Source organism: Citrobacter sp. S39 (assembly GCF_009495675.1).
GTDB lineage: Bacteria > Pseudomonadota > Gammaproteobacteria > Enterobacterales > Enterobacteriaceae > Citrobacter > Citrobacter freundii.
This window is the reverse complement of the sequence record NZ_CP045555.1, coordinates 1112864-1138366: the sequence shown is the minus strand read 5'-3', so window position 1 is coordinate 1138366 and position 25503 is coordinate 1112864. Positions and strand designations below refer to the sequence as shown.

24 protein-coding genes and 1 pseudogene are annotated in these 25503 nt (G+C 53.4%); 15 read left to right on the top strand and 10 right to left on the bottom strand.

What is annotated here, in order from left to right:
• Positions 1-362, bottom strand: a pseudogene (locus GFB57_RS05325) (DUF3302 domain-containing protein).
• A 531-nt stretch (positions 363-893) separates the two neighbouring features.
• On the opposite strand from GFB57_RS05325, the gene mtlA reads away from it, so the two are divergent.
• The 3 genes from mtlA (at position 894) to mtlR (ending at position 4766) form a co-directional block, all read left to right on the top strand.
• On the top strand, positions 894-2810 hold the full coding sequence (gene mtlA / locus GFB57_RS05320) for a PTS mannitol transporter subunit IICBA (RefSeq protein ID WP_003024181.1): 1917 nt from the start codon (positions 894-896) through the stop codon (positions 2808-2810).
• 220 nt (positions 2811-3030) lie between these two features.
• A complete protein-coding gene (gene mtlD / locus GFB57_RS05315) occupies positions 3031-4179 on the top strand; it encodes a mannitol-1-phosphate 5-dehydrogenase (protein ID WP_003024180.1) in 1149 nt (382 codons plus the stop codon).
• Positions 4179-4766 carry a mannitol operon repressor MtlR gene (gene mtlR / locus GFB57_RS05310; protein ID WP_003024179.1) on the top strand — a complete coding sequence of 196 codons (588 nt, stop codon included), beginning with the start codon at positions 4179-4181 and terminating at the stop codon, positions 4764-4766. Before mtlD ends, mtlR begins: the two co-directional genes overlap by 1 nt.
• Positions 4767-4778: 12 nt before the next feature.
• Here mtlR and GFB57_RS05305 read toward each other — a convergent pair whose 3' ends face one another.
• On the bottom strand, positions 4779-4985 hold the full coding sequence (locus GFB57_RS05305) for a hypothetical protein (RefSeq protein WP_003024176.1): 207 nt from the start codon (positions 4983-4985) through the stop codon (positions 4779-4781).
• 292 nt (positions 4986-5277) lie between these two features.
• Here GFB57_RS05305 and GFB57_RS05300 point away from each other — a divergent pair, with 292 nt between their 5' ends.
• From GFB57_RS05300 to trmL, 6 genes are all read left to right on the top strand, one after another.
• The gene (locus tag GFB57_RS05300) at positions 5278-5640 is read left to right on the top strand and encodes a YibL family ribosome-associated protein (protein ID WP_003024174.1); all 363 of its coding nucleotides are present in this window, start codon (positions 5278-5280) and stop codon (positions 5638-5640) included.
• 262 nt (positions 5641-5902) lie between these two features.
• Positions 5903-7558 (top strand): L-lactate permease, encoded by a 1656-nt coding sequence (lldP, locus tag GFB57_RS05295; RefSeq protein WP_003024172.1) that lies wholly within the window; start codon positions 5903-5905, stop codon positions 7556-7558.
• On the top strand, positions 7555-8331 hold the full coding sequence (gene lldR / locus GFB57_RS05290) for a transcriptional regulator LldR (protein ID WP_003024170.1): 777 nt from the start codon (positions 7555-7557) through the stop codon (positions 8329-8331). Before lldP ends, lldR begins: the two co-directional genes overlap by 4 nt.
• Complete coding sequence (gene lldD, locus GFB57_RS05285) at positions 8328-9518, top strand: FMN-dependent L-lactate dehydrogenase LldD (protein WP_290366942.1); 1191 nt, start codon at positions 8328-8330, stop codon at positions 9516-9518. Before lldR ends, lldD begins: the two co-directional genes overlap by 4 nt.
• Positions 9519-9713: 195 nt before the next feature.
• Positions 9714-11054 (top strand): aromatic acid/H+ symport family MFS transporter, encoded by a 1341-nt coding sequence (locus GFB57_RS05280; RefSeq protein WP_003024165.1) that lies wholly within the window; start codon positions 9714-9716, stop codon positions 11052-11054.
• Between the two features lie 46 nt (positions 11055-11100).
• Positions 11101-11574: a tRNA (uridine(34)/cytosine(34)/5-carboxymethylaminomethyluridine(34)-2'-O)-methyltransferase TrmL gene (gene trmL / locus GFB57_RS05275; RefSeq protein ID WP_003024163.1), complete on the top strand. Its 474-nt coding sequence runs from the start codon at positions 11101-11103 to the stop codon at positions 11572-11574.
• A gap of 86 nt (positions 11575-11660) precedes the next feature.
• Here the strand turns inward: trmL and cysE are convergent, their stop codons facing one another.
• The 5 genes from cysE to GFB57_RS05250 all read right to left on the bottom strand — a co-directional run bounded on the left by cysE (position 11661) and on the right by GFB57_RS05250 (position 14829).
• Complete coding sequence (gene cysE, locus GFB57_RS05270) at positions 11661-12482, bottom strand: serine O-acetyltransferase (RefSeq protein WP_003024160.1); 822 nt, start codon at positions 12480-12482, stop codon at positions 11661-11663.
• A 78-nt stretch (positions 12483-12560) separates the two neighbouring features.
• Positions 12561-13580 (bottom strand): NAD(P)H-dependent glycerol-3-phosphate dehydrogenase, encoded by a 1020-nt coding sequence (gene gpsA, locus GFB57_RS05265; RefSeq protein ID WP_003024157.1) that lies wholly within the window; start codon positions 13578-13580, stop codon positions 12561-12563.
• The gene (secB, locus tag GFB57_RS05260; protein WP_003024155.1) at positions 13580-14047 is read right to left on the bottom strand and encodes a protein-export chaperone SecB; all 468 of its coding nucleotides are present in this window, start codon (positions 14045-14047) and stop codon (positions 13580-13582) included. Before secB ends, gpsA begins: the two co-directional genes overlap by 1 nt.
• Before the next feature lie 46 nt (positions 14048-14093).
• Positions 14094-14345, bottom strand: a complete 252-nt coding sequence (gene grxC, locus GFB57_RS05255) for a glutaredoxin 3 (RefSeq protein ID WP_003024152.1) — start codon at positions 14343-14345, stop codon at positions 14094-14096.
• Positions 14346-14397: 52 nt separating this feature from the next.
• On the bottom strand, positions 14398-14829 hold the full coding sequence (locus GFB57_RS05250; protein WP_003024148.1) for a rhodanese-like domain-containing protein: 432 nt from the start codon (positions 14827-14829) through the stop codon (positions 14398-14400).
• 249 nt (positions 14830-15078) lie between these two features.
• Between GFB57_RS05250 and gpmM the strand changes: the two genes are divergently transcribed.
• From gpmM to GFB57_RS05235, 3 genes are read left to right on the top strand one after another with little or no spacing between them, the layout of a single operon-like run.
• The gene (gpmM, locus tag GFB57_RS05245) at positions 15079-16623 is read left to right on the top strand and encodes a 2,3-bisphosphoglycerate-independent phosphoglycerate mutase (RefSeq protein WP_003024144.1); all 1545 of its coding nucleotides are present in this window, start codon (positions 15079-15081) and stop codon (positions 16621-16623) included.
• Between the two features lie 33 nt (positions 16624-16656).
• Positions 16657-17916, top strand: coding sequence for a murein hydrolase activator EnvC (gene envC, locus GFB57_RS05240; protein WP_230472378.1), 1260 nt, complete (start codon positions 16657-16659; stop codon positions 17914-17916).
• Between the two features lie 3 nt (positions 17917-17919).
• The gene (locus GFB57_RS05235; protein WP_003024138.1) at positions 17920-18855 is read left to right on the top strand and encodes a divergent polysaccharide deacetylase family protein; all 936 of its coding nucleotides are present in this window, start codon (positions 17920-17922) and stop codon (positions 18853-18855) included.
• Here GFB57_RS05235 and GFB57_RS05230 read toward each other — a convergent pair whose 3' ends face one another.
• From GFB57_RS05230 to kbl, 3 genes are all read right to left on the bottom strand, one after another.
• Positions 18856-19893: a glycosyltransferase gene (locus GFB57_RS05230; RefSeq protein ID WP_003024135.1), complete on the bottom strand. Its 1038-nt coding sequence runs from the start codon at positions 19891-19893 to the stop codon at positions 18856-18858. It abuts the gene before it with no gap.
• Positions 19894-20085: 192 nt separating this feature from the next.
• On the bottom strand, positions 20086-21111 hold the full coding sequence (tdh, locus tag GFB57_RS05225) for an L-threonine 3-dehydrogenase (RefSeq protein ID WP_003024132.1): 1026 nt from the start codon (positions 21109-21111) through the stop codon (positions 20086-20088).
• Positions 21112-21120: 9 nt separating this feature from the next.
• Entirely contained in the window at positions 21121-22317 is a 1197-nt protein-coding gene (gene kbl, locus GFB57_RS05220) for a glycine C-acetyltransferase (protein ID WP_003024131.1), read from the bottom strand.
• Between the two features lie 215 nt (positions 22318-22532).
• Between kbl and rfaD the strand changes: the two genes are divergently transcribed.
• Genes rfaD through rfaC form a run of 3 tightly spaced genes read left to right on the top strand, consistent with a single transcriptional unit; the run spans position 22533 to position 25496 of the window.
• The gene (gene rfaD / locus GFB57_RS05215) at positions 22533-23465 is read left to right on the top strand and encodes an ADP-glyceromanno-heptose 6-epimerase (protein ID WP_003024128.1); all 933 of its coding nucleotides are present in this window, start codon (positions 22533-22535) and stop codon (positions 23463-23465) included.
• 12 nt (positions 23466-23477) lie between these two features.
• The gene (rfaF, locus tag GFB57_RS05210) at positions 23478-24524 is read left to right on the top strand and encodes an ADP-heptose--LPS heptosyltransferase RfaF (RefSeq protein WP_003024126.1); all 1047 of its coding nucleotides are present in this window, start codon (positions 23478-23480) and stop codon (positions 24522-24524) included.
• Between the two features lie 3 nt (positions 24525-24527).
• Positions 24528-25496, top strand: a complete 969-nt coding sequence (gene rfaC, locus GFB57_RS05205; RefSeq protein WP_003024124.1) for a lipopolysaccharide heptosyltransferase RfaC — start codon at positions 24528-24530, stop codon at positions 25494-25496.
• Positions 25497-25503 lie beyond the last annotated feature (7 nt).

The following is a 25503-nucleotide window of genomic DNA, read 5'->3' as shown; positions in this document are numbered from 1 at the left end:
TTAAATCTCCGGAAAGGTGGAGTAATCTGTTTTCTTCTCCCCATCCAGTCTTTTTCCAACTGGGTGATGCGCGCTGCCAGTGCGGCAATCTCGGGGTCTGGGTCCTTTCCGTTCGACATGATGTGTGATTGCATGCCCCACCCACGTTCAGGCTGGTAGAGCGTCGCCCAAATCCACAGGAACGGCCATATTGCATGGAGTGTAAACAGGCTAATCCAACCCGCCGTATGAATGGCATCAGCATGAGGATGGTTGCGTTTTTTAGCCATGTTATAGGGAATATCGTGAATGGCGATGATTCCGTAAAACAGAACCAGAAAGACGAAGATCAGCACGCCCAGTGCGAAATAATTTAGAAACATACCTGCCTCGAATTCACGCTAATTAGAGTTTTTTTATGCCGGCAGCCGCATGCACCCAGGCTGATGTTTTGAACATAACTGCAGTTTGGGGTTTTCGCCATACCACAAAATAAATATTTTTTCTGGTGAGAAGTTGCTTTCTTTTGCAATAAAAATATCGGGGGGTAGAACCTGCTGTAGATCACATCCGAGCAAATGCAGATGAAAATACTTTGCGATCTGCATCACAAAGATTCAACAAACAGCAAAGGATAAAATGTGAATCAGTTCACATTTACCCCCCATTTTTGGCGAATTCTGATCCAGTGATGTTTTTTTGTACTGATATTTTGTGATTAAGATCACATTAACTAACGCCATACACCCTATATTTACGTGACGAATATCACATAAAAGGTCATCGACTGGACAGTTGAACGATTCAGTGCCAGATTTCGCAGTATCTACAGGGTCCGGCTACCTCCTGCCGCTACATTAACAAACCTCGGGCTTTCAGCCTGCGCGATAGCAAACATAAGAAGGGGTGTTTTTATGTCATCCGATATTAAGATCAAGGTGCAAAGCTTTGGTCGATTCCTCAGCAACATGGTGATGCCAAATATCGGCGCGTTTATCGCGTGGGGTATTATCACCGCATTATTCATTCCGACAGGGTGGTTGCCGAACGAAACGCTGGCGAAGCTTGTCGGTCCTATGATCACCTATCTGCTGCCGCTGCTGATCGGTTATACCGGTGGTAAGCTGGTTGGCGGCGAACGTGGCGGCGTGGTTGGTGCTATCACCACCATGGGCGTTATCGTCGGTGCAGATATGCCAATGTTCCTCGGCGCGATGATCGCAGGTCCGCTGGGCGGCTGGGCTATCAAACATTTCGACAACTGGGTAGACGGTAAGATCAAGTCCGGTTTTGAGATGCTGGTGAATAACTTCTCCGCAGGCATCATCGGGATGATCCTCGCCATTCTGGCATTCCTTGGCATTGGCCCATTGGTTGAAGCACTGTCCAAAATCCTGGCGGCAGGCGTTAACTTCATGGTTGTCCATGACATGCTGCCGCTGGCGTCTATCTTCGTTGAACCGGCGAAAATCCTGTTCCTCAACAACGCCATCAACCACGGTATTTTCTCACCGCTGGGTATTCAGCAGTCCCATGAGATGGGCAAATCCATCTTCTTCCTGATTGAAGCTAACCCGGGTCCGGGTATGGGCGTTCTGCTGGCATACATGTTCTTCGGTCGCGGCAGCGCTAAGCAGTCTGCGGGCGGCGCGGCAATCATCCACTTCCTGGGTGGTATCCACGAAATTTACTTCCCGTACGTGCTGATGAACCCACGTCTGATCCTGGCCGTTATCCTCGGCGGTATGACTGGCGTATTTACCCTGACTATCCTGAACGGCGGTCTGGTTTCTCCGGCCTCTCCGGGTTCTATCCTGGCCGTGCTGGCCATGACGCCGAAGGGCGCTTACTTCGCTAACATCGCTGCTATCTGTGCTGCTATGGCAGTCTCCTTTGTGGTTTCAGCCATTCTGCTGAAAACCAGCAAAGTGAAAGAAGATGATGACATTGATGCCGCAACCCGTCGTATGCACGACATGAAAGCGGAATCCAAAGGCGCATCTCCGCTGGCGGCTGGCGACGTGACCAACGACCTGAGCCATGTGCGTAAAATCATTGTTGCCTGCGATGCCGGTATGGGTTCCAGCGCCATGGGTGCGGGCGTACTGCGTAAGAAAGTGCAGGATGCAGGTCTGTCTCAGATTTCCGTTACTAACAGCGCGATTAACAATCTGCCGCCGGATGTGGATCTGGTCATTACCCACCGTGACCTGACCGAACGCGCGATGCGCCAGGTGCCTCAGGCACAGCACATTTCGCTGACCAACTTCCTCGACAGCGGCCTGTACTCCAACCTGACCGAACGTCTGGTCGCTGCACAGCGCCACAACGTGAACGAAGAGAAAGTCCGCGATCACCTGAAAGACAGCTTTGAAGAGGGTGATACTCACCTGTTCAAACTGGGTGCGGAGAATATCTTCCTCGGTCGTAAAGCCACTAACAAAGAGGAAGCAATTCGCTTTGCTGGTGAGCAACTGGTGAAAGGCGGTTACGTTGAGCCAGAATACGTCGAGGCGATGCTGGACCGCGAAAAACTGACTCCGACTTACCTCGGCGAGTCCATCGCAGTACCGCACGGGACGGTTGAAGCCAAAGACCGTGTGCTGAAAACCGGTGTGGTGTTCTGCCAGTACCCGGAAGGCGTTCGCTTCGGTGAAGAAGAAGACGATATTGCCCGCCTGGTGATTGGTATCGCAGCACGTAACAACGAGCACATCCAGGTGATTACCAGCCTGACCAACGCGCTGGATGACGAATCCGTGATCGAACGTCTGGCCCATACCACCAGCGTGGATGAAGTTCTGGAGCTGCTGGCGGGTAAAAAAGCTTAACGGTTAAGTATCTCCAAAATAGTTCGAGCTGCAGGAAGGCGGCAACGCAGTGAATCCCCAGGAGCGTACATAAGTACGTGACTGGGGTGAGCGAGGAGAGCCAACGCATCTGCAGTTCGAAATATGAAGGCGATATCCTCTCCCTTGTGGAGAGGGTTAGGTTGAGGGAAAAGCCTCACCCCAGCCCTCTTGGGTAAAAACATTGATGAAGGTTAATACTATGAAAGCATTACATTTTGGCGCAGGTAATATCGGTCGTGGCTTTATCGGCAAACTGCTGGCGGACGCGGGGATACAGCTGACGTTCGCGGATGTAAATCAGGTCGTACTCGATGCCCTGAATGCCCGTCATAGCTATCAGGTTCATGTCGTAGGTGAAAACGAACAGGTTGATACCGTCTCCGGCGTCAACGCCGTGAGCAGCATCGGCGATGATGTCGTCGACCTGATTGCCCATGTAGATTTAGTCACTACCGCCGTCGGTCCAGTCGTGCTTGAGCGTATCGCTCCGGCCATCGCCAAAGGGCTGGTTAAACGCAAGGCACAGGGCATAGCTACTCCGCTGAATATCATCGCCTGTGAAAACATGGTGCGCGGAACGACCCAGTTGAAAGGCCATGTAATGAACGCGCTGGCAGATGAAGACAAAGCCTGGGTTGAAGAACATGTTGGCTTCGTCGATTCCGCCGTGGACCGCATTGTTCCGCCTTCGGCTTCAGCAACCAATGACCCGCTGGAAGTTACCGTAGAAACCTTCAGTGAGTGGATTGTCGACAAAACACAGTTCAAAGGTGAACTACCAAATATCCCAGGAATGGAATTAACTGATAACCTAATGGCATTTGTCGAACGTAAACTCTTCACGCTGAACACCGGGCATGCTATAACCGCGTACCTCGGAAAATTGACCGGTCATCAAACCATCCGTGACGCGATTCTCGACGAGAAAATCCGCGCAGTGGTAAAAGGTGCGATGGAAGAGAGCGGCGCGGTACTGATCAAACGCTATGGTTTTGATGCAGCAAAACATGCGGCATACATTCAGAAAATCCTCGGTCGCTTTGAAAACCCGTATCTGAAAGATGACGTTGAGCGCGTGGGTCGTCAGCCGCTGCGTAAGCTGAGCGCGGGAGATCGTCTGATTAAACCGCTGCTGGGTACGCTGGAGTATGGTTTGCCGCATGCGAATCTGGTTATCGGTATTGCGGCAGCGATGCACTATCGCAGCGAAGAAGATCCGCAGGCACAGGAACTGGCCGCGCTGATTGACGAAAAAGGTCCACAGGCCGCGCTGGCGCAAGTTTCCGGGCTGGATGCCAACAGCGATGTCGTGCTTGAGGCTGTTAACGCGTATAACGCAAAGAAATGATGCAGGACCTGGCGCAGGATATCCTGCGCCTGAATAATAGATTGTCAGATATGCAGGCAATAATGGAACAAACGCAGGCCTTTGAAAATCGTGTGCTTGAGCGTCTGAATGCTGGCAAAACCGTACGCAGCTTCCTCATCACCGCCGTAGAACTGCTCACCGAGGCGGTGAATATTCTTGTGCTTCAGGTATTTCGCAAAGACGACTATGCGGTGAAATATGCTGTAGAACCACTGCTTGACGGCGACGGTCCGCTGGGCGATCTTTCCGTTCGCCTGAAGCTCATCTACGGTCTGGGCGTGCTCAGCCGACCGGAGTATGAAGACGCCGAGCTTCTGATGGCGCTGCGGGAAGAGTTAAACCATGACGGCAATGAATATGCGTTCACCGACGATGAAATTCTTGGTCCGTTTGGCGAACTCCACTGCGTGACGGCACTCCCGCCGCCACCGCAGTTTGATACCTCAGACTCAGGTCTGCACGCGATGCAGATCCAGCGCTACCAGCAGATGGTGCGCTCCACGATGGTACTTTCCCTGACCGAGCTGATTTCTAAAATCAGCTTAAAAAAAGCCTTTCAAAAATAAGACTATGCTTGCTTATTTCTCTTCCTGCTGCGGTCGATAAAGCTGCCGATAGTACGCCAGACGTTGCAGATACAACTGCGCATTCTCCTGCGGTATTTCAGAAGGGACAACGTTGCGTGGCGGTGTTTTATTCAGATACTCGCGAAAAGCCTGGCTTGAAGCCATAAAATCGACCGTCTTATCAATTAGAGCCGAAACGTTCTCACCTATTTTCGCCATAATCTTCCCTCCTCCATGTATTAACCGCGCTCAGCCTGCGCGGTTGATCATTTAAGTTTAGGATCGGTTTGGCAAATACATTAAGGAAAACGTGCTTCACTATGAACCCGCCAACAAAATGCGCCATGGTCGATCTTATCGCTTAAAATTCCTTATTAATCAAAATAGTAATGTTTTCATTAGCTGAATAATACTTGCAACATTTGATTATTTATCTTCGATTAGTTGTGAATAATCCCGCTCTGCGCGCATACTATAGGATATTCATCCTATTTTTATCAGAAGCTATCCTATGAAAGAAGTCGAAAAAAACGAAATTAAACGCCTGAGCGATCGTCTGGACGCTATCCGCCACCAGCAGGCTGACCTGTCTCTGGTTGAAGCCGCCGACAAATATGCTGAGTTGGAGCAAGAGAAAGAAACTCTGGAAAACGAGATTGCGCGTCTGCGTGAAGTCCATGGTCAGAAGCTGAGCAAAGAAGCGCAAAAGCTGACGAAACTCCCTTTCCGTCGTACCATCACCAAAAAAGAACAGGCCGACATGGGCAAGCTGAAGAAGAGCGTGCGCGGCCTGATTGTCGTTCACCCGATGACCGAGCTTGGCCGTGAAATGGGCCTGAAAGAAATGACAGGCTTCGCGAAGAGCGAGTTCTGATCTCCCACCGGGCAACATCCGCTTGCCCGGTCCTTCACTTCCCCTCGCAATTGGCCCTACCAATTTTAGCCAGATCATACCAGTACCTCACATTTCATTAAAATGTGAGTACAATACCGTTGCCAATAAATAACATTTGATTAACCATTCATTGTCATTACCCCTACACAACAATATTGGCAGGGCCACTTTTACACATAATGTGACGAAGATTTGAGCAAAGACTCATTCCATTATGTCGGCGGCCCCCAGGAGACCTGCAATGAATCTCTGGCAACAGAACTACGACCCGGCCGGTAACATCTGGCTTTCTAGTCTGATCGCATCGCTCCCCATCCTGTTCTTTTTCTTCGCCCTGATTAAGCTCAAGCTGAAAGGCTACGTTGCGGCGTCATGGACGGTGGTGATCGCTTTGTCGGTCGCCTTGCTGTTTTACAAAATGCCGGTCGATCACGCTCTGGCATCCGTAGTGTACGGTTTCTTCTACGGTCTGTGGCCAATTGCCTGGATCATTATCGCTGCGGTATTCGTCTATAAAATCTCGGTGAAGACTGGGCAGTTCGACATTATCCGCTCCTCGATACTCTCGATTACCCCAGACCAGCGTCTGCAAATGCTGATTGTCGGTTTCTCCTTTGGGGCATTCCTCGAAGGGGCGGCAGGCTTCGGTGCTCCGGTAGCGATTACCGCCGCGCTGCTGGTTGGCCTTGGCTTTAACCCACTGTATGCGGCAGGCTTGTGCTTGATCGTAAACACCGCTCCAGTCGCTTTTGGGGCAATGGGCATTCCGATTCTGGTTGCCGGTCAGGTTACCGGGCTGGACAGCTTCGAGATTGGCCAGATGGTGGGCCGTCAACTGCCGTTCCTGACCATTATCGTGCTGTTCTGGATTATGGCGATTATGGATGGCTGGCGTGGTGTCAAAGAAACCTGGCCTGCGGTGATGGTCGCTGGCGGCTCGTTTGCTATCGCGCAGTATCTCAGCTCTAACTTTATCGGACCGGAACTGCCGGACATCATCTCTTCTCTGGTTTCCCTGGTCTGTCTGACGCTGTTCCTGAAGCGCTGGCAGCCGGTACGCATCTTCCGCTTTGGTGATATGGGCGCTTCGCAGGTCGATATGGATCTGTCGCGCACCCGCTACACCGCCGGGCAAATTATCCGCGCCTGGTCGCCGTTCCTGTTCCTGACAGCTACCGTCACGCTGTGGAGCATACCGCCGTTTAAAGCGCTGTTTGCGCCAGGCGGCGCGATGTACCACTGGGTGGTCAATATTCCGGTTCCGTTCCTCGACAAGCTGGTTGCCCGTATGCCGCCGGTCGTACACGAAGCCACAGCCTACGCGGCGGTGTACAAATTTGACTGGTTCTCCGCGACCGGTACAGCAATACTGTTTGCCGCCCTGCTGTCCATCGTCTGGCTGAAGATGAAGCCGTTTGCTGCGCTTCAGACCTTTGGTAGCACGCTGAAAGATCTGGCGCTACCTATCTACTCCATCGGGATGGTGCTGGCATTCGCCTTTATCTCTAACTACTCCGGGCTTTCATCCACCCTGGCATTGGCCCTGGCGCACACCGGCAGCGCATTTACCTTCTTCTCGCCGTTCCTTGGCTGGCTGGGGGTATTCCTGACTGGATCCGACACCTCATCAAACGCACTGTTTGCCGCCCTACAGGCCACGGCCGCTCAGCAAATCGGTGTTTCGGATGTATTGATGGTGGCTGCAAATACCACCGGCGGCGTGACCGGAAAGATGATCTCTCCGCAATCTATCGCTATCGCCTGTGCGGCAGTGGGATTAGTGGGAAAAGAGTCTGACCTGTTCCGCTTTACCGTGAAGCACAGTCTGATTTTCACCTGCATGGTGGGTGTGATTACCACACTGCAGGCCTATGTCTTAACCTGGATGATTCCATGATAGTGATGCCCAGACGCCTGTCAGACGAAGTCGCATCTCGTGTGCGGGCGCTGATTGAAGAACAACAGCTGGAAGCGGGCATGAAGTTGCCCGCTGAGCGTCAGTTGGCCGTACAGCTCGGCGTATCGCGCAACTCGCTGCGCGAGGCGTTAGCAAAGCTGGTGAGTGAAGGCGTACTGATTAGCCGTCGTGGCGGTGGGACGTTTATCCGCTGGCAGCATGAGGCATGGTCTGAACAAAACATCGTTCAGCCGCTGAAAACCCTGCTGGCGGACGATCCTGATTACAGTTTCGATATTCTGGAAGCCCGCCACGCCATCGAAGCCAGCACCGCCTGGCACGCAGCTATGCGTGCCACTGCTGCCGACAAAGAGAAGATCAGGCTCTGTTTCGAGGCCACACAAAGCGAAGATCCAGATCTCGCCTCGCAGGCAGACGTTCGCTTTCATCTCGCCATTGCAGAGGCCTCACACAACGTGGTGCTGTTACAGACCATGCGCGGTTTCTTCGACGTATTGCAGTCTTCGGTGAAACAGAGCCGCCAGCGTATGTACCTCGTGCCGCCCGTATTTTCACAACTGACGGCACAGCATCAGGCCGTACTGGATGCGATTGTTGCCGGAGATGCCGACGGCGCGCGTAAAGCGATGATGGCGCACCTCAGTTTTGTCCACACCACGATTAAACGATTTGATGAAGATCAGGCCCGCCAGGCGCGAATCACCCGCCTGCCCGGTGACCCTGGTGAGAATAGCAGGGAGAACAACACATGATTATTTCAGCAGCCAGCGACTATCGCGCCGCAGCCCAGCGCATCCTACCCCCCTTCTTGTTCCACTATATTGACGGTGGGGCGTATGCAGAGCACACTTTGCGCCGTAACGTGGCAGACCTGTCGGAGGTGGCCCTTCGCCAGCGCGTGCTGAAGAATATGTCCGACCTGAGCCTGGAGACAAAGCTGTTCAACGAAACGCTCTCCATGCCGGTGGCCCTTGCACCTGTCGGTCTGTGCGGCATGTATGCGCGTCGGGGCGAAGTTCAGGCCGCCGCCGCCGCTGATGCCAAAGGCATTCCGTTTACGCTTTCCACAGTATCCGTATGCCCGATTGAAGAAGTCGCCCCGACTATCAAGCGTCCGATGTGGTTTCAGCTGTATGTTCTGCGCGATCGCGGCTTTATGCGTAACGCCCTGGAACGAGCCAAAGCGGCAGGTTGCTCCACGCTAGTTTTTACCGTCGATATGCCAACACCTGGCGCACGCTACCGTGACGCCCATTCCGGGATGAGCGGCCCAAATGCCGCACTGCGCCGCTACTGGCAGGCAGTCACCCATCCACAATGGGCATGGGACGTTGGCCTGAACGGTCGCCCGCATGATTTAGGCAATATCTCGACCTATCTTGGCAAACCCACCGGCCTTGAGGATTACATCGGTTGGCTGGCGAATAACTTCGATCCGTCAATTTCCTGGAAAGACCTCGAGTGGATCCGCGAATTTTGGGATGGTCCGATGGTGATCAAAGGGATCCTCGATCCTGAGGATGCTCGCGACGCCGTACGCTTTGGCGCCGACGGCATCGTTGTCTCTAACCACGGTGGGCGCCAGTTAGATGGCGTGCTGTCTTCAGTCCGCGCGCTGCCCGCCATTGCCGATGCGGTAAAAGGCGATATCGCGATTCTGGCAGACAGCGGGATCCGCAACGGTCTGGACGTCGTACGCATGATTGCGCTGGGTGCGGATAGCGTGCTGCTGGGCCGTGCTTATCTGTACGCGCTGGCAACCCACGGTCAGGCCGGTGTGGCGAATCTGCTGAATCTGATCGAGAAAGAGATGAAGGTGGCAATGACCCTGACCGGTGCAAAATCAATTAGCGACATCAGTCATGATTCGCTGGTACAAGAACTGGGAAAAAGCCTGCCTGCTGCGCTGGCACCTCTGGTTCAGGGTAGCGCGGCGTAACAATATCCCCATATAACCCACTTTCTGCATGGTCGGTCTGTTCTCAGCCCGACCATTTTTTATCCAAAAATAACGACTAGTTAACATTTATAACCAATATATTTGACAACTTTTTATCCACCTGTCAGATGTATATACAAGCTAATACAAGGGCGAAATATACAGATAACAACCATCATAACGGGCGAGGGTAACATGGCTTATTCCGGAAAAGTGAATATCCAGCAGGCGATAGATGACAGTCCTTTTTCGCGCTTCCACTGGGTCATTATTGTCCTGGGTTTTCTGGTCCTGGCCATCGACGGCTTCGATACGGCGGCGATGGGCTATATTGCGCCCACGCTCTCAGCCGACTGGGGCATCAAGAAACAGGATCTCGGACCGGTGTTAAGCGCCGCGCTATTGGGCCTGTCATTTGGTGCACTGCTGGCCGGGCCGATTTCCGATCGTATGGGCCGTAAACGCGTGCTGGTCTTTTCCTGTCTGTTTTTTGGCCTCGCCAGTCTGGGAACTGCCTATGCCCAGACGCTGAATATGCTCACATTTTGGCGCTTTCTCACCGGGCTGGGTCTGGGCGCGGCAATGCCCAATGCCATCACCCTGGTGTCAGAATTTGCACCAAAACGCTGTCGTTCAATGGCGATTAACACCATGTACTGCGGCTTTCCGTTAGGGGCTGCAGGCGGCGGGGTGATCTCCTCCTGGCTTATCCCCAACTACGGCTGGCACAGCGTCCTGCTTGCCGGTGCGATCGCCCCGCTGGCCCTCACCGTATTGTTGGTGCTGTTCCTGCCGGAGTCGGTGAAGTATCTGGTTCACCGCGGTAAAGGGGTTGCACAGGTTAAACGCATTGCTCAACGCTTTATGTCGGGAAGTCTGGAACAGGTTACCCAGTTTTATCTGGATGAAGACCGCGTCACGGTCAAAAAAGGCAGCGTGGCACAGCTATTCAGTATGCCCTGGCTGCCGGGCACGCTGATGCTCTGGATGACCTACTTTATGGGATTGGTTATCTATTACGTGCTGTTGAGCTGGATGCCAACGCTGATGCTGGGAATGGGCTATCCGCTGGCTGAATCCGCCTGGCTGACATCGCTATTTACCTTCGGCGGTACTGCGGGGATCCTGCTGGCCGGTTGGTTAATGGATCGCTGGGAAGCACATAAAGTGGTGTCACTCGGCTTTATTCTGACGATGCTGTTTGCCCTCGCTCTCGGGTTTGAACATAACCATATCATCTTGTTCGGCGCACTGATCTTCCTGATGGGGATTACCATGAACGGCGCGCAGTCCGGGCTGCAGACGCTGGCCGCCACGTTTTATCCGACCCACTGTCGCGCGACGGGCATTGCCTGGATGCAGGGCGTGGGCCGCTTCGGTGGCGTAGCCGGAACGATGATGAGCGCCCAGTTGCTTTCCCTGCAATGGCAGGCAGACAGTATATTAATGTTCCTCAGCCTTCCGGCGCTGGTTGCGGCTGCCGCAACGATTTACAAACTGCAACGCTATAAACCGCACGCGCTGACCGTCGCATAGTACCCGCTCTTTCTGCTATTCTGCCCCCCGTTATCAAGGGGGCAGTATGCTTAACATCGTTTTATTCGAACCAGAAATCCCGCCAAATACCGGCAATATTATCCGTCTTTGCGCCAACACCGGCTTTCGTCTGCATATTATTGAGCCAATGGGCTTTACCTGGGACGACAAGCGCCTGCGTCGCGCGGGGCTGGATTACCATGAGTTTACCGCCGTGCTGCGCCACCCTGATTACGCCAGCTTCGTCGCCGCAGAAAATCCGCAACGTCTGTTTGCCCTGACCACCAAAGGTACGCCAGCGCATAGCGCAGTAAGCTATCAGGATGGGGATTATCTGATGTTTGGCCCGGAAACTCGCGGTCTGCCACCCAGCATCCTCGACGCGCTGCCAGCCGAACAAAAAATTCGAATTCCGATGATGCCGGACAGTCGCAGCATGAACCTGTCAAATGCGGTGTCGGTGGTGGTGTATGAGGCCTGGCGCCAGTTAGGTTATCCCGGCGCGGTATTGCGTAGTTGATTTGTGTCGGATGGCGGCTGACGCCTTATCCGACCTACGAGATTTGTAGGCCCGGTAAGCACTGCGCCGCCGGGCATAGCTCGAAATCAGATGCCATCGCCGTATTCGAAAGTATGATGTATCCCGTTGAAATGCTGATCCATATCCATAGACGGTTTATCGCTGTCAGGCTTACCGACGATGCGTGCAGGTACGCCTGCCGCAGTGGTATGCGGGGGTACCGGTTGTAAAACCACGGAACCTGCGCCAATCTTCGCGCCGCGCCCGACTTCAATGTTGCCGAGAATTTTTGCTCCCGCGCCAATCATTACACCTTCACGAATTTTCGGATGACGATCGCCGCCGGCTTTACCGGTCCCGCCTAGCGTGACGGATTGCAGAATAGAGACATCATTTTCAATCACTGCCGTTTCACCGACCACAATGCCGGTTGCGTGATCGAGCATAATCCCACGGCCAATTTTTGCCGCCGGATGAATGTCTACCTGGAAGGTAACGGACACCTGATTTTGCAGGAAGATCGCCAGCGCCTGACGCCCCTGATGCCACAGCCAGTGACCGATACGGTAGGCCTGAAGCGCATGAAAACCCTTCAGGTACAGAAGTGGGGTGGAATATTTATCGACAGCCGGGTCACGCGTACGTACCGCCTGAATATCACAGGCCGCTGAGGCAATCATTTCAGGATCGGCGGCATAGGCCTCTTCCACGACTTCGCGAATCGCAATGGCGGGCATGATTGGAGAAGCGAGTTTATTCGCCAGCATATAGCTTAGCGCACTGCCGAGATTTTCATGTTTGAGCAGCGTTGCGTGGTAAAAACTGGCCAACATTGGCTCACATTCCGCCAGTGCCCGGGCTTCCGCTTTAATGTTTTTCCAGACGATATCCAGTTCTTCACACGGCATTGCGTACTCCAGAAGGTAGCAAAACGACCGACCCGTTCTTCGCGGGTCGGGTCGTTAGATTGAAACGGTTCCTTACGGCTAGTGGCTGCTTCGCTCGTCCTTGCGCGCACGACCTAATAACGTCAATGCTGCCTCGCGCGCGTTTTTTCCGCAATACAATACTTGATAAATTTCCTCGGTTATTGGCATCTCGACACCAAAACGGTGCGCCAATTCACGAACTTCTTTCGTATTGCGGTAGCCTTCAACCACCTGACCAATCTTGTCCTGCGCGCCCTGCACGTCCATACCCTGGCCGAGCATCATGCCAAAACGACGGTTACGCGACTGGTTGTCGGTACAGGTCAGCACCAGATCGCCTAAACCCGCCATCCCCATAAAGGTGGCAGGATCGGCACCCAGCGCCGCGCCAAGGCGAGACATTTCGGTCAGTCCACGGGTGATCAATGCGGTACGCGCATTCGCGCCAAAACCGATGCCGTCAGACATCCCCGCACCAATCGCAATGACGTTTTTCACCGCGCCGCCAAGCTGCACGCCAATGAAATCCGGGTTGCTGTAAACGCGAAAGCTTTTGCCGCAGTGCAGCAACTGCTGGAGATCGTCAGCAAAGGCGTCGTCCGTCGAGGCCAGAGAAATCGCCGTCGGCATGCCCGCAGCTAGCTCTTTGGCGAACGTCGGGCCGGAAATAACCGCCAGTGGAATTGAGTCCCCCAGCGCTTCACGCGCGACGTCCTGCAGCAGACGCCCCGTTTCCGCCTCCAGACCTTTTGTCGCCCAGACCAGTCGTGCGTCAGGACGCATCAGCGGTTTGATGTTACGCAGCACTTCGCCAAAGACGTGGCTCGGCACCACCACCAGGATATTACGACTGGCGGCCAGCGCAGTGGCTAAATCACTTTCCAGGCGCAGCGTTTCGGGAAAAGGCACATCAGGGAGGAACGCGACGTTGCAGCGATCGTGCTCAAGGGTCGCGATATGTTTCGGATCATGGCCCCACAGGACAACCTGATGGCCATTTCTTGCCAGGGTGATGGCAAGAGCGGTGCCGTACGAGCCGGCACCAATCACAGTCATTGAAGCATTACTTTGGTTCATCAGGCATCCTGATGTTCTTCAGTACCTTCGCCAGCCTGCTGCTGTAAATAGTTCATGAACAGCGCATCAAAGTTGACCGGCGCAAGGTTCAGTTGCGGGAACGTACCGCGTGATACCAGGCTGGTGATGCATTCACGGGCATACGGGAACAGAATGTTCGGGCAGTATGCGCCCAGGCAATGCGCCATCTGAGTCCCTTCGATACCACTGATGGAGAAAATACCGCCCTGCTGAACTTCGCACAGGAACGCAGTTTCTTCACCCAGGGAAGCCGTTACGGTGACACGCAGCACTACTTCATACACGTCATCTGCCAGTTGGGTAGATGCGGTATCAAGATCCAGTTTAACCTCTGGCTGCCAATCTTTCTGGAAAACATGCGGTGCATTTGGCGCTTCGAAAGACACATCCTTGGTATAGATACGTTGGATCTGGAAAGCCATTTCAGTGTTATTTTGTTCTGACATGTTTAGAAAACCCTTAGTGTTGTCCTTTAAATACTTTCAGTACGCCTTATCGCAGCAGGGGATCCAGTCCACCACGCGCATCCAACGCATACAAGTCGTCACAACCGCCAATGTGCTGTGCATCAATAAAAATCTGCGGAACCGTCGTACGGCCACTGCGCTTGATCATCTCTTCACGCTTTACGGCATCGCCGTCAATCGGAAGCTCCTGGAAACTCACACCCTTGCTGTTCAACAGCGCTTTTGCGCGATGGCAAAACGGGCAGGTTGCTTTGGTGTAGATCTCAATATTGGCCATGACTTATCTCCAGTGTTCTTTTTACCCTGCGGCATGAAAGAAGACGGGTAAATTACTTGCCGCGAACCAGTGGCAGATTCTCACCACTCCAGCCCGCTACGCCGTCTTTCAGTACGGATACCTGCTCAAAACCGGCTTTAATCAGCGCAGTTGCTGAATCCTGGCACTGCATGCCTGAACCATCAACCACAATCACAGGTTTGTTTTTGTGTTTTTCAAGTTCGCCAAAATTGTTGGCTTTGATTTCGCTCGGCAGCAGGTTAGTGGAGCCTGCGATATGGCCTTTGCGGAAGTCGTCGCGCTGGCGTAAATCCACAACAACGGCGTCTTCTTTGTTGATGAGACGTGTAGCTTCGCCGCGAGTAATCACCTTCACTTTTGAGGTCAGGCTCTTAAACGTGGTAAATAATACAGCCGCCAGTAACGCAATCCAGGCGATACTCAAGACAGGGTGGCGACTAACAAATTGCATAATTTCTTGCATGGGGGGTAACAACTCCCGACTCAGTGATTAAAAAAACCAGGAAAGGAGTATACCTGCGCGTTGGCGCAAATACAGCCAGAGCGTGCATTGGATTGCATTTTTGCGGGGCGCTACGGAAAAAAAAATGTAAATCGGTGTTCCCCTTGGCACGCGATCCCCCATTATTTGATCTTCGGGGGCTACTTTATCGATTCAGCTGTAGTAAAATTACGCAATTATTTTTTATCTCTTGAGTGTGAGGTTGTCGCAATGTCGGTTTCTAAAAAACCTATGGTACTGGTGATTCTGGATGGCTACGGCTATCGCGAAGACAGCCAGGATAACGCCATTTTTAGTGCTAAAACCCCGGTAATGGATGCGCTGTGGGCAAAACGTCCGCATACCCTGATTGATGCGTCCGGTCTGGAAGTCGGCCTGCCCGATCGCCAGATGGGCAACTCCGAAGTGGGTCACGTCAACCTGGGCGCGGGCCGTATCGTGTATCAGGACCTTACACGTCTGGACGTTGAAATCAAAGAACGTACTTTCTTCGCTAACCCGGTGCTGACCGATGCGGTCGACCAGGCAAAAAATGCCGGGAAAGCGGTACACATCATGGGTCTGCTCTCTGCTGGCGGCGTTCACAGCCACGAAGATCACATCATGGCGATGGTAGAAATGGCCGCTGAACGCGGCGCTGATAAAATCTATCTGCACGCTTTCCTTGATGGTCGTGATACTCCGCCGCGCAGCGCTGAACATTCACTGCAGAAATTCGAAGAGAAATTTGCCGCGCTGGGCAAAGGCCGCGTAGCGTCCATCATCGGTCGTTACTACGCTATGGACCGCGACAACCGTTGGGATCGCGTTGAACAGGCTTACGATCTGATGACGCTGGCGAAGGGCGAGTTCCAGTTCGCTACGGCGGTTGAAGGTCTGCAGGCTGCTTATGCCCGCGACGAAAACGACGAATTCGTTAAAGCCACCGTGATCCGTGCCGAAGGTCAGGCAGATGCTGCTATGGAAGATGGCGATACGCTGATTTTCATGAACTTCCGTGCTGACCGTGCGCGTGAAATCACCCGTGCGTTTGTTAACGCTGATTTCGACGGCTTCGCCCGTAAGAAAGTCGTTAACCTCAACTTTGTGATGCTGACCGAATACGCGGCAGACATCAAAACTGCGGTTGCTTACCCACCAGCATCTCTGGCCAACACCTTTGGTGAGTGGATGGCGAAGAACGAAAAAACGCAGCTGCGTATTTCCGAAACTGAAAAATATGCGCACGTGACCTTCTTCTTCAACGGCGGCGTAGAAGAGCCGTTCAAAGGCGAAGACCGCATCCTGATCAACTCTCCGAAAGTTGCGACCTACGATCTGCAACCGGAAATGAGCTCTGCTGAACTGACCGAGAAGCTGGTTGCAGCGATTGAGAGCGGTAAATACGACACCATCATTTGTAACTACCCGAACGGCGACATGGTTGGTCACACCGGGGTGATGGAAGCAGCGGTTAAAGCGGTTGAAGCGCTGGATCACTGCGTTGAGCAGGTGACTAAAGCGGTTGAGTCCGTTGGCGGCCAGTTGCTGATCACCGCAGACCACGGTAACGCAGAGCAGATGCGCGATCCGTCCACCGGTCAGGCACATACTGCACATACCAACCTGCCCGTTCCGCTGATTTATGTCGGTAGTAAGAACGTCAAAGCAGTCGAAGGCGGCAAACTTTCTGATATCGCCCCGACGATGCTGACGCTGATGGGTATGGAAATCCCGCAAGAGATGACTGGTAAGCCGCTGTTCATCGTGGAATAATCCCTCCCCATGAGGGGAAAGGCGATTAATACCATCACTCGGGCCGTGAAACCGCGTAAGTTTTCAGTCAGGCCCTTGTTCTACGCCAGCGCGCTTAGCGCTGGCGTATTGCTGTGCGCCTTTTCCGCCCACGCGGACGAACGCGACCAGCTCAAATCTATTCAGGCCGATATCGCGGCAAAAGAACGCGCGGTACGCCAACAGCAACAACAACGTTCCACTCTCCTCGCTCAGCTTAAAGCTCAGGAACAAGCCATCGCCGTTGCCGCAAGGCAGTTACGCGAAACGCAGAACTCACTGGCACAGCTGAACACGCAAATCGCAGAGATGAACGCAGCACTCGCGAAGCTGGAAAAGCAACGAGCAGCGCAAGAGCGCAGTCTGGCAGCCCAGTTAGACGCCGCGTTTCGCCAGGGTGAACACACCGGTATTCAGCTCATCCTTAGCGGCGAAGAAAGCCAGCGCGGACAGCGCCTGCAAGCCTATTTCGGCTACCTGAACCAGGCGAGGCAAGAAACTATCGCGCAGCTGAAACAAACCCGCGAAGAGGTCGACTCGCAAAAAGCCGAGCTGGAAGATAAGCAAAGCGAACAGCAGACGCTACTGTACGAACAGCGCGCTCAGCAGGCTAAGCTGGAACAGGCACGTAACGAACGCCAGAAAACGCTTTCGAGTCTGGAATCATCGATTCAACAGGGTCAGCAGCAGCTAGGCGAAATGCGCGCCAACGAATCGCGCCTGCGCAACAGCATTGCTCGCGCCGAAGCCGCAGCCAAAGCACGCGCGGAACGTGAAGCCCGCGAGGCGCAGGCCGTACGCGATAAGCAACAGGATGCATCACGGAAAGGCTCAACCTACAAACCGACCGAAAGTGAAAAATCTCTGATGTCACGTACCGGCGGTTTGGGTTCGCCACGCGGCCAGGCATTCTGGCCCGTTCGGGGTCCAACCCTACATCGTTATGGCGAACAACTGCAGGGTGAGCTACGTTGGAAGGGGATGGTTATTGGCGCATCCGAAGGCACCGAAGTTAAAGCCATTGCCGATGGTCGCGTCATTCTGGCGGACTGGTTGCAGGGCTATGGCCTGGTGGTCGTCGTTGAGCACGGTAAAGGCGATATGAGCCTGTACGGTTATAACCAGAGCGCACTGGTCAGCGTCGGTACGCAGGTTCGCGCCGGGCAGCCTATAGCACTAGTGGGTAGCAGCGGCGGTCAGGGCAGGCCGGCACTCTATTTCGAAATTCGTCGCCAGGGTCAGGCGGTCAATCCACAGCCGTGGTTGGGAAGATAAGTTTTGCCACAACAATTTCGTCGTCTACTACTCTCTCTCGCCAGCCTGCTGGCCTTCGCAACACCTGTTTTTGCTGGCAAACTCGCCATCGTCATTGATGATTTCGGCTATCGCCCACACACTGAAAACCAGGTACTGGCGATGCCTTCTACCATCTCCGTTGCCGTTCTGCCTAACGCCCCACATGCGCGTGAAATGGCAATCAAAGCGCATAACAGCGGGCATGAAGTCTTAATCCATCTGCCAATGGCACCGCTGAGCAAGCAGCCGTTAGAGAAAGATACTTTACGCCCTGAAATGAGCAGCGAAGAGATTGAGCGAATTATTCGCGACGCGGTAAGCAAAGTACCGAATGCGGTCGGTCTGAACAACCATATGGGCAGCGCGATGACCTCCAGCCTGTTTGGCATGCAGAAGGTGATGCAGGCGCTGGAACGCTACGATCTCTACTTCCTGGACAGCATGACCATTGGTAACAGCCAGGCAATGCGCGCAGCGTCAGGAACCGGCGTGAAGGTCATCAAACGCAAAGTCTTCCTGGATGACACGCAAAACGAAGCCGATATTCGCCGTCAGTTTAATCGTGCCGTCGAGCTGGCGCGCCGCAACGGTTCCGCAATCGCCATTGGCCATCCTCACCCGTCTACGGTTCGTGTCCTGCAACAGATGCTGTATAGCCTGCCAGCCGACATCACGTTGGTTCGCCCAAGCAGCCTGCTCAATGAACCGCAGGTGGATACCTCCAGACCAAACCTCACGCCACCGAAGAACGGTACACCTGATGCGCCGCGTAATCCTTTCCGCGGGGTGAAATTATGCAAACCGAAGCAGCCGTTAGAGCCAGTGTACGCCAGCCGCTTCTTCAGCGTGCTCGGCGAAAGCATTACCCAAAGCACGCTGGTGCAGTATATGCGCCTGCAGTGGCAGGGCTGGCAATAATCACTCTTTGCTATCCAGCGTTAAATGAGCCAGGCGGCGCGGCGTCAGTGCTTTATCGCGCCACTGGCTAAAGCGGATAGCCCACAACAGCACCTGATAACCCAGCTTAACGCTGCAAATATTGCTTACCATACGCTTGAACATACCCGACACGAATACTTCAGCAATCATGCGCTGGCGGATTTTCTCGTCCGGTTCTTTACGTATGCAATGACAAACGCGTAGCGCTTCGTAAATCACCTGCTGTTTGAATTCCGGGTAAATGGGAATACGCCCAGCGTAGTCGTGATTCATCTTATCCAGCAGACGGGTAATTTTGATGTAGTGGCGCTGGTAAGCGAGGTTTTTCAGCCCAGTGCGCGGCAGACGGCTAACAGATGCGCCGTGCAGGAAGTATTTATACAGAGGGATTTCCGTGTAACGCGCGCGCTTCGCATTAAACATAAACTCCGTCGTCCAGATAATATCCTGGTGATGCAGGCCAGACAGGAAGGTCAGCCCCGCGTCGCGGATAGTCTGATGACGATAAACGCCCATCCAGACAACGTGTCGCCAACGGCGGCTGGCTAACGCTTTGCGTAACCAGTCTGGCCCGGTCATCACGCCGGTAGAACGAATACGATCGGTAGGAATGGATGCCCAGGTGTGGCCGGTTTCCGCAATACACCAATCAGCGTTGCACTGCGCAACATCCAGGTTGTCTTTCAGCGCCATAGTCATCAGCGTTTCATACATTTCCGGGTAGGCAATATCATCGCCGTCTACGTACGCGATGTACTCCCCCCTGGCGACTTTCATACCGGTATTGCGCGCCGCCGAAACGCCCCCATTGCGCTGGTGCAGCAGATGAACGTGCGGATAACGATCCGCATAAGACTGAGCAAGCTCCGCAGAGTTATCCGTAGAGCCATCATTAACAATGATGATCTCCAGGTTCTTCCAGGTTTGCGCAATCAGCGAATCCATACACGCAATGAACGGTTCACCCGTGTTGTAAAGCGGCATAATGACGCTCAGGAGACCAGGGATATAGGTCATATCAAATCCAGCCAGACAATAGAGTAATCGGCACTTTTTAGCATATTAAGCGGTAGATTTTCAGAAAAAATTATTAATTCTTTAGCGGAAAATGCGCCGGGCGGGAGAGATTGTGCAGGCAAAAAACGCCCCGGATGATTAATGATAATCAACATCCGGGGACAACACACAGAATCCACAGGGTGGATACGGTTAATCCCAGCTCAGGATCACTTTCCCTGACTGGCCTGAACGCATCGCGTCAAAGCCCTGCTGGAATTCATCGATGGAGAATCGGTGGGTGATGATCGGCGACAAATCCAGACCAGACTGGATCAGTGCAGCCATTTTGTACCATGTCTCAAACATCTCACGACCGTAGATACCTTTAATAAACAGTCCTTTAAAGATAACTTTGGTCCAGTCGATGGACATATCAGATGGCGGAATACCCAGCATAGCAATACGGCCACCGTGATTCATGGTGTCCAGCATAGCGCGAAACGCTGGCGGCGCCCCCGACATCTCCAGGCCCACATCAAACCCTTCGGTCATACCCAGTTCAGCCATCACGTCGGTCAGATTCTCTTTCGATACGTTGACCGCGCGGGTGATACCCATTTTGCGCGCCAGCTCAAGGCGATACTCATTAACGTCGGTGATCACCACGTGGCGTGCGCCAACGTGCTTCGCGACCGCCGCCGCCATAATACCGATTGGACCCGCACCGGACACCAGTACATCTTCCCCAACCAGATCGAACGACAGCGCCGTGTGCACTGCATTACCGAACGGATCGAAGATAGACGCCAGGTCGTCGGAGATATTGTCCGGGATTTTAAATGCGTTAAATGCCGGGATCACCAGGTACTCCGCAAAGCAGCCCGGACGGTTTACACCGACACCGGTCGTATTGCGGCACAGGTGAGTACGTCCACCGCGGCAGTTACGGCAATGTCCGCAGGTGATATGACCTTCGCCTGAAACGCGATCGCCGATTTTAAAGCCTTTAACTTCCTGACCGATGCCAACAACTTCGCCGACATATTCATGCCCAACGACCATCGGTACTGGGATGGTTTTTTGCGACCATTCATCCCAGTTATAAATGTGAACGTCAGTCCCGCAGATGGCTGTTTTACGGATTTTAATCAGCAAATCGTTATGACCGACTTCCGGTTCAGGAACGTCAGTCATCCAAATGCCCTCTTCCGCTTTCAGTTTGGATAACGCTTTCATTTCACATCCTCAGGCAATAACGCCCAGTTGTTTACCAATGCGTGTGAACGCCTCAACAGCACGCGTAATCTGCTCAGGGGTATGCGCCGCAGACATCTGTGTACGGATACGCGCCTGGCCTTTTGGAACCACCGGATAGAAGAATCCGGTAACGTAAATCCCCTCTTTTTGCAGCTCGCGGGCGAACGCCTGCGCCACTACTGCATCACCCAACATCACCGGGATGATCGCGTGATCCGCACCGGCTAACGTAAAGCCTGCGGCAGACATTTGCTCGCGGAACTGACGTGCGTTCGCCCACAGGCGGTCGCGCAGGTCGCTGCCAGCCTCAACCATTTCCAGCACTTTAATGGAGGCCGCAACAATCGCTGGCGCCAGTGAGTTGGAGAACAAATAAGGACGGGAACGCTGACGCAGCCACTCAACAACTTCTTTGCGCGCTGCGGTGTAACCACCGGATGCGCCGCCGAGTGCTTTACCCAGCGTACCGGTGATGATGTCCACGCGACCCATCACGTCACAGTATTCATGGGAGCCACGACCATTTTCGCCGACAAAACCGACGGCATGGGAATCATCAACCATGACCAGCGCGTCGTATTTATCCGCCAGATCGCAAACGCCTTTCAGGTTAGCGATCACACCATCCATAGAGAACACGCCATCAGTGGCGATCAGGATATGACGAGCGCCCGCTTCACGTGCTTCTTTCAGGCGAGCTTCCAGTTCCACCATATCGTTGTTGGCGTAACGGAAACGTTTTGCTTTACACAGACGAACGCCATCAATGATAGAAGCGTGGTTCAGGGCATCGGAAATAATTGCGTCTTCTGCGCCCAGCAGCGTTTCAAACAGGCCGCCATTGGCGTCGAAGCAGGAAGAGTAAAGGATGGCATCTTCCATACCGAGGAATGCCGCCAGTTTTTGCTCCAGTTGCTTATGGCTATCCTGGGTACCGCAAATAAAGCGAACCGAAGCCATACCAAATCCGTGAGAATCCATACCCGCTTTTGCCGCTGCAATCAGCTCCGGGTGGTTAGCCAGTCCCAGATAGTTGTTCGCACAAAAGTTAATAACGTGGCTTCCGTCCGCCACGGTGATATCCGCCTGCTGGGCAGATGTAATAATGCGCTCTTCTTTAAACAATCCTTCCGCACGTGCGGTGTCGAGATCGTTGGTTAACTGTTTGTAAAAATCCCCACGCATTTCAATTCTCCAGACTGGGCAAATTTCAGCACATATTACCCAAAGCTATACGTTGATACGAGATGACGCATCATCACTTCTTCAAAATGAAGCATAAATCACGTGTACCCGCACGGCTTATCGGTGAATGGCTGAAGCCTGAGCCATGTAGTGATATGATAGAAAGTATTCGTGTCTGAGATTGTCTCTGACTCCATAATTCGAAGGTTACATTTATGATCATCGTTACCGGCGGCGCGGGCTTTATCGGCAGCAACATCGTTAAGTCCCTGAATGATAAAGGCATCACCGACATCCTGGTGGTGGACAACCTGAAAGACGGCACCAAGTTTGTTAACCTGGTGGATCTGAATATTTCTGACTACATGGACAAGGAAGACTTCCTGATCCAGATTATGGCCGGGGAAGATTTCGGCGATATCGAAGCGATTTTCCACGAAGGCGCATGCTCTTCCACCACCGAGTGGGACGGCAAGTATATGATGGATAACAACTATCAATACTCCAAAGAGCTACTGCACTACTGCCTGGAGCGTGAAATCCCGTTCCTGTACGCGTCCTCTGCCGCCACCTATGGCGGTCGCACTTCTGATTTCATCGAATCCCGTGAATATGAGAAACCGCTGAACGTCTATGGCTACTCAAAATTCCTGTTCGACGAGTACGTTCGTCAGATCCTGCCAGAAGCCAACTCTCAGATTGTTGGCTTCCGCTATTTCAACGTCTACGGACCGCGTGAAGGCCATAAAGGGAGCATGGCGAGCGTCGCTTTCCACCTCAATACCCAGCTTAACAATGGCGAAACACCAAAACTGTTCGAAGGCAGCGAAAACTTCAAACGTGATTTCGTTTATGTTGGCGATGTGGCTGCGGTAAACCTGTGGTTCCTGGAAAACGGAGTATCCGGCATCTTTAACCTCGGTACCGGTCGCGCAGAATCTTTCCAGGCCGTTGCTGACGCAACGCTGGCGTACCACAAAAAAGGCAGCATTGAGTACATTCCATTCCCGGAAAAACTGAAAGGCCGCTACCAGGCGTTTACTCAGGCAGACCTGACCAACCTGCGCGCAGCGGGCTATGACAAGCCGTTTAAGACCGTCGCCGAAGGCGTAACGGAATATATGGCCTGGCTGAACCGCGACGCTTAAGGCAGGCAATCTATGAGGATTCTGGTGGTTGGCCCGTCATGGGTGGGCGACATGATGATGTCGCAAAGTCTCTATCGCACGCTCAAGGCGCGCTATCCCCAGGCGATAATCGACGTGATGGCACCCGCATGGTGCCGTCCTCTTTTATCGCGGATGCCGGAAGTCAATGAAGCGATCGCGATGCCGCTTGGGCATGGCGCTCTGGAAATTGGTGAACGGCGTAAGCTCGGTCATAGCCTGCGTGAGAGGCGCTATGACCGCGCTTATGTGCTGCCTAACTCGTTTAAATCCGCGCTGGTGCCCTTTTTTGCAGGTATTCCGCATCGTACCGGTTGGCGTGGTGAAATGCGCTACGGCCTGCTCAACGATGCGCGCGTGCTGGATAAAGACGCATGGCCGCTGATGGTCGAACGCTATGTAGCCCTGGCCTACGATAAAGGCGTCATGCTGTCGGCTAAAGATTTGCCGCAACCTCTGCTGTGGCCACAGTTGCAGGTCAGCGAAGGTGAAAAGTCTCTGACCTGTAGCCAGTTCTCCCTTTCTGCCGAACGCCCCATCATCGGTTTTTGCCCGGGTGCGGAATTTGGTCCGGCGAAACGCTGGCCACACTACCATTATGCTGAACTGGCAAAACAGCTGATAGACGAAGGTCATCAGATTGTGCTGTTTGGCTCGGCAAAAGATCATGAAGCCGGAAATGAAATCCTGGCAACGTTAAGCGTTGAGCAGCAGGCCTGGTGTCGTAATCTGGCGGGCGAAACGCAGCTGGAGCAGGCCGTTATTCTGCTCGCCGCCTGCAAAGCGGTCGTCACCAACGACTCTGGATTAATGCACGTTGCCGCAGCGTTGAATCGACCTCTGGTAGCGTTGTATGGCCCAAGTAGTCCGGACTTTACCCCGCCGTTGTCGCACAAAGCACGGGTCATTCGTCTGATTACGGGCTATCACAAAGTGCGCAAGGGCGATGCGGCAGAAGGCTATCACCAAAGCCTGATTGACATCACACCCCAGCGTGTACTGGAAGAACTCAACGACCTGTTGTTACAAGAGGAAGCCTGACGGATGCGGGTTCTGATCGTTAAAACGTCGTCTATGGGCGATGTACTGCATACGTTGCCCGCATTAACCGATGCGCAGCAGGCTATTCCGGGTATTCAATTTGATTGGGTGGTGGAAGAAGGATTCGCGCAGATCCCTTCCTGGCATGCAGCCGTTGACCGGGTCATCCCAGTGGCGATTCGCCGCTGGCGTAAAGCCTGGTTTTCAGCGCCGATTAAAGCCGAGCGTAAAGCGTTTCGCGATGCGGTACGTTTGCAGCAGTATGACGCGATAATTGATGCGCAGGGTCTGGTTAAAAGTGCGGCGTTAGTGACGCGTCTGGCACGTGGCGTCAAGCATGGTATGGACTGGAGTACGGCCCGCGAGCCGCTGGCTAGCCTGTTTTATAATCGCAAGCATCACATTGCTAAACAGCAACATGCGGTAGAACGTACGCGTGAATTGTTCGCCAAAAGTCTGGGATATGCTAAACCGCAGTCGCAGGGTGATTACGCTATTGCGCAGCATTTCAGGAATGACCGTAAGGCTGATGCAGGCCAGTATGCTGTATTTCTGCACGCCACTACACGTGATGATAAGCACTGGCCTGAAGCCAACTGGCGGGAGCTGATTGGGCTGTTAAATAATACGGGCATCCGTATTAAACTCCCCTGGGGCGCCCCTCATGAAGAAGAGCGCGCCAAAAGGCTGGCGGAAGGTTTTCCTTACGTCGATGTCCTGCCGCGGATGAGTCTGGAAGAGGTTGCTCGCATCCTGGCGGGAGCAAAATTTGTGGTGTCGGTTGATACAGGTCTCAGCCATTTAACCGCCGCATTGGATCGCCCCAATATTACGTTATATGGCCCGACAGACCCGGGATTGATTGGTGGATATGGGAAGAATCAGATAGCATGTATTTCATCATCGCATGACCTTGAAGATATCCCATCTCAAGATATACTGGACATAATAAAAACAAACATATGCATTTAATAAATTG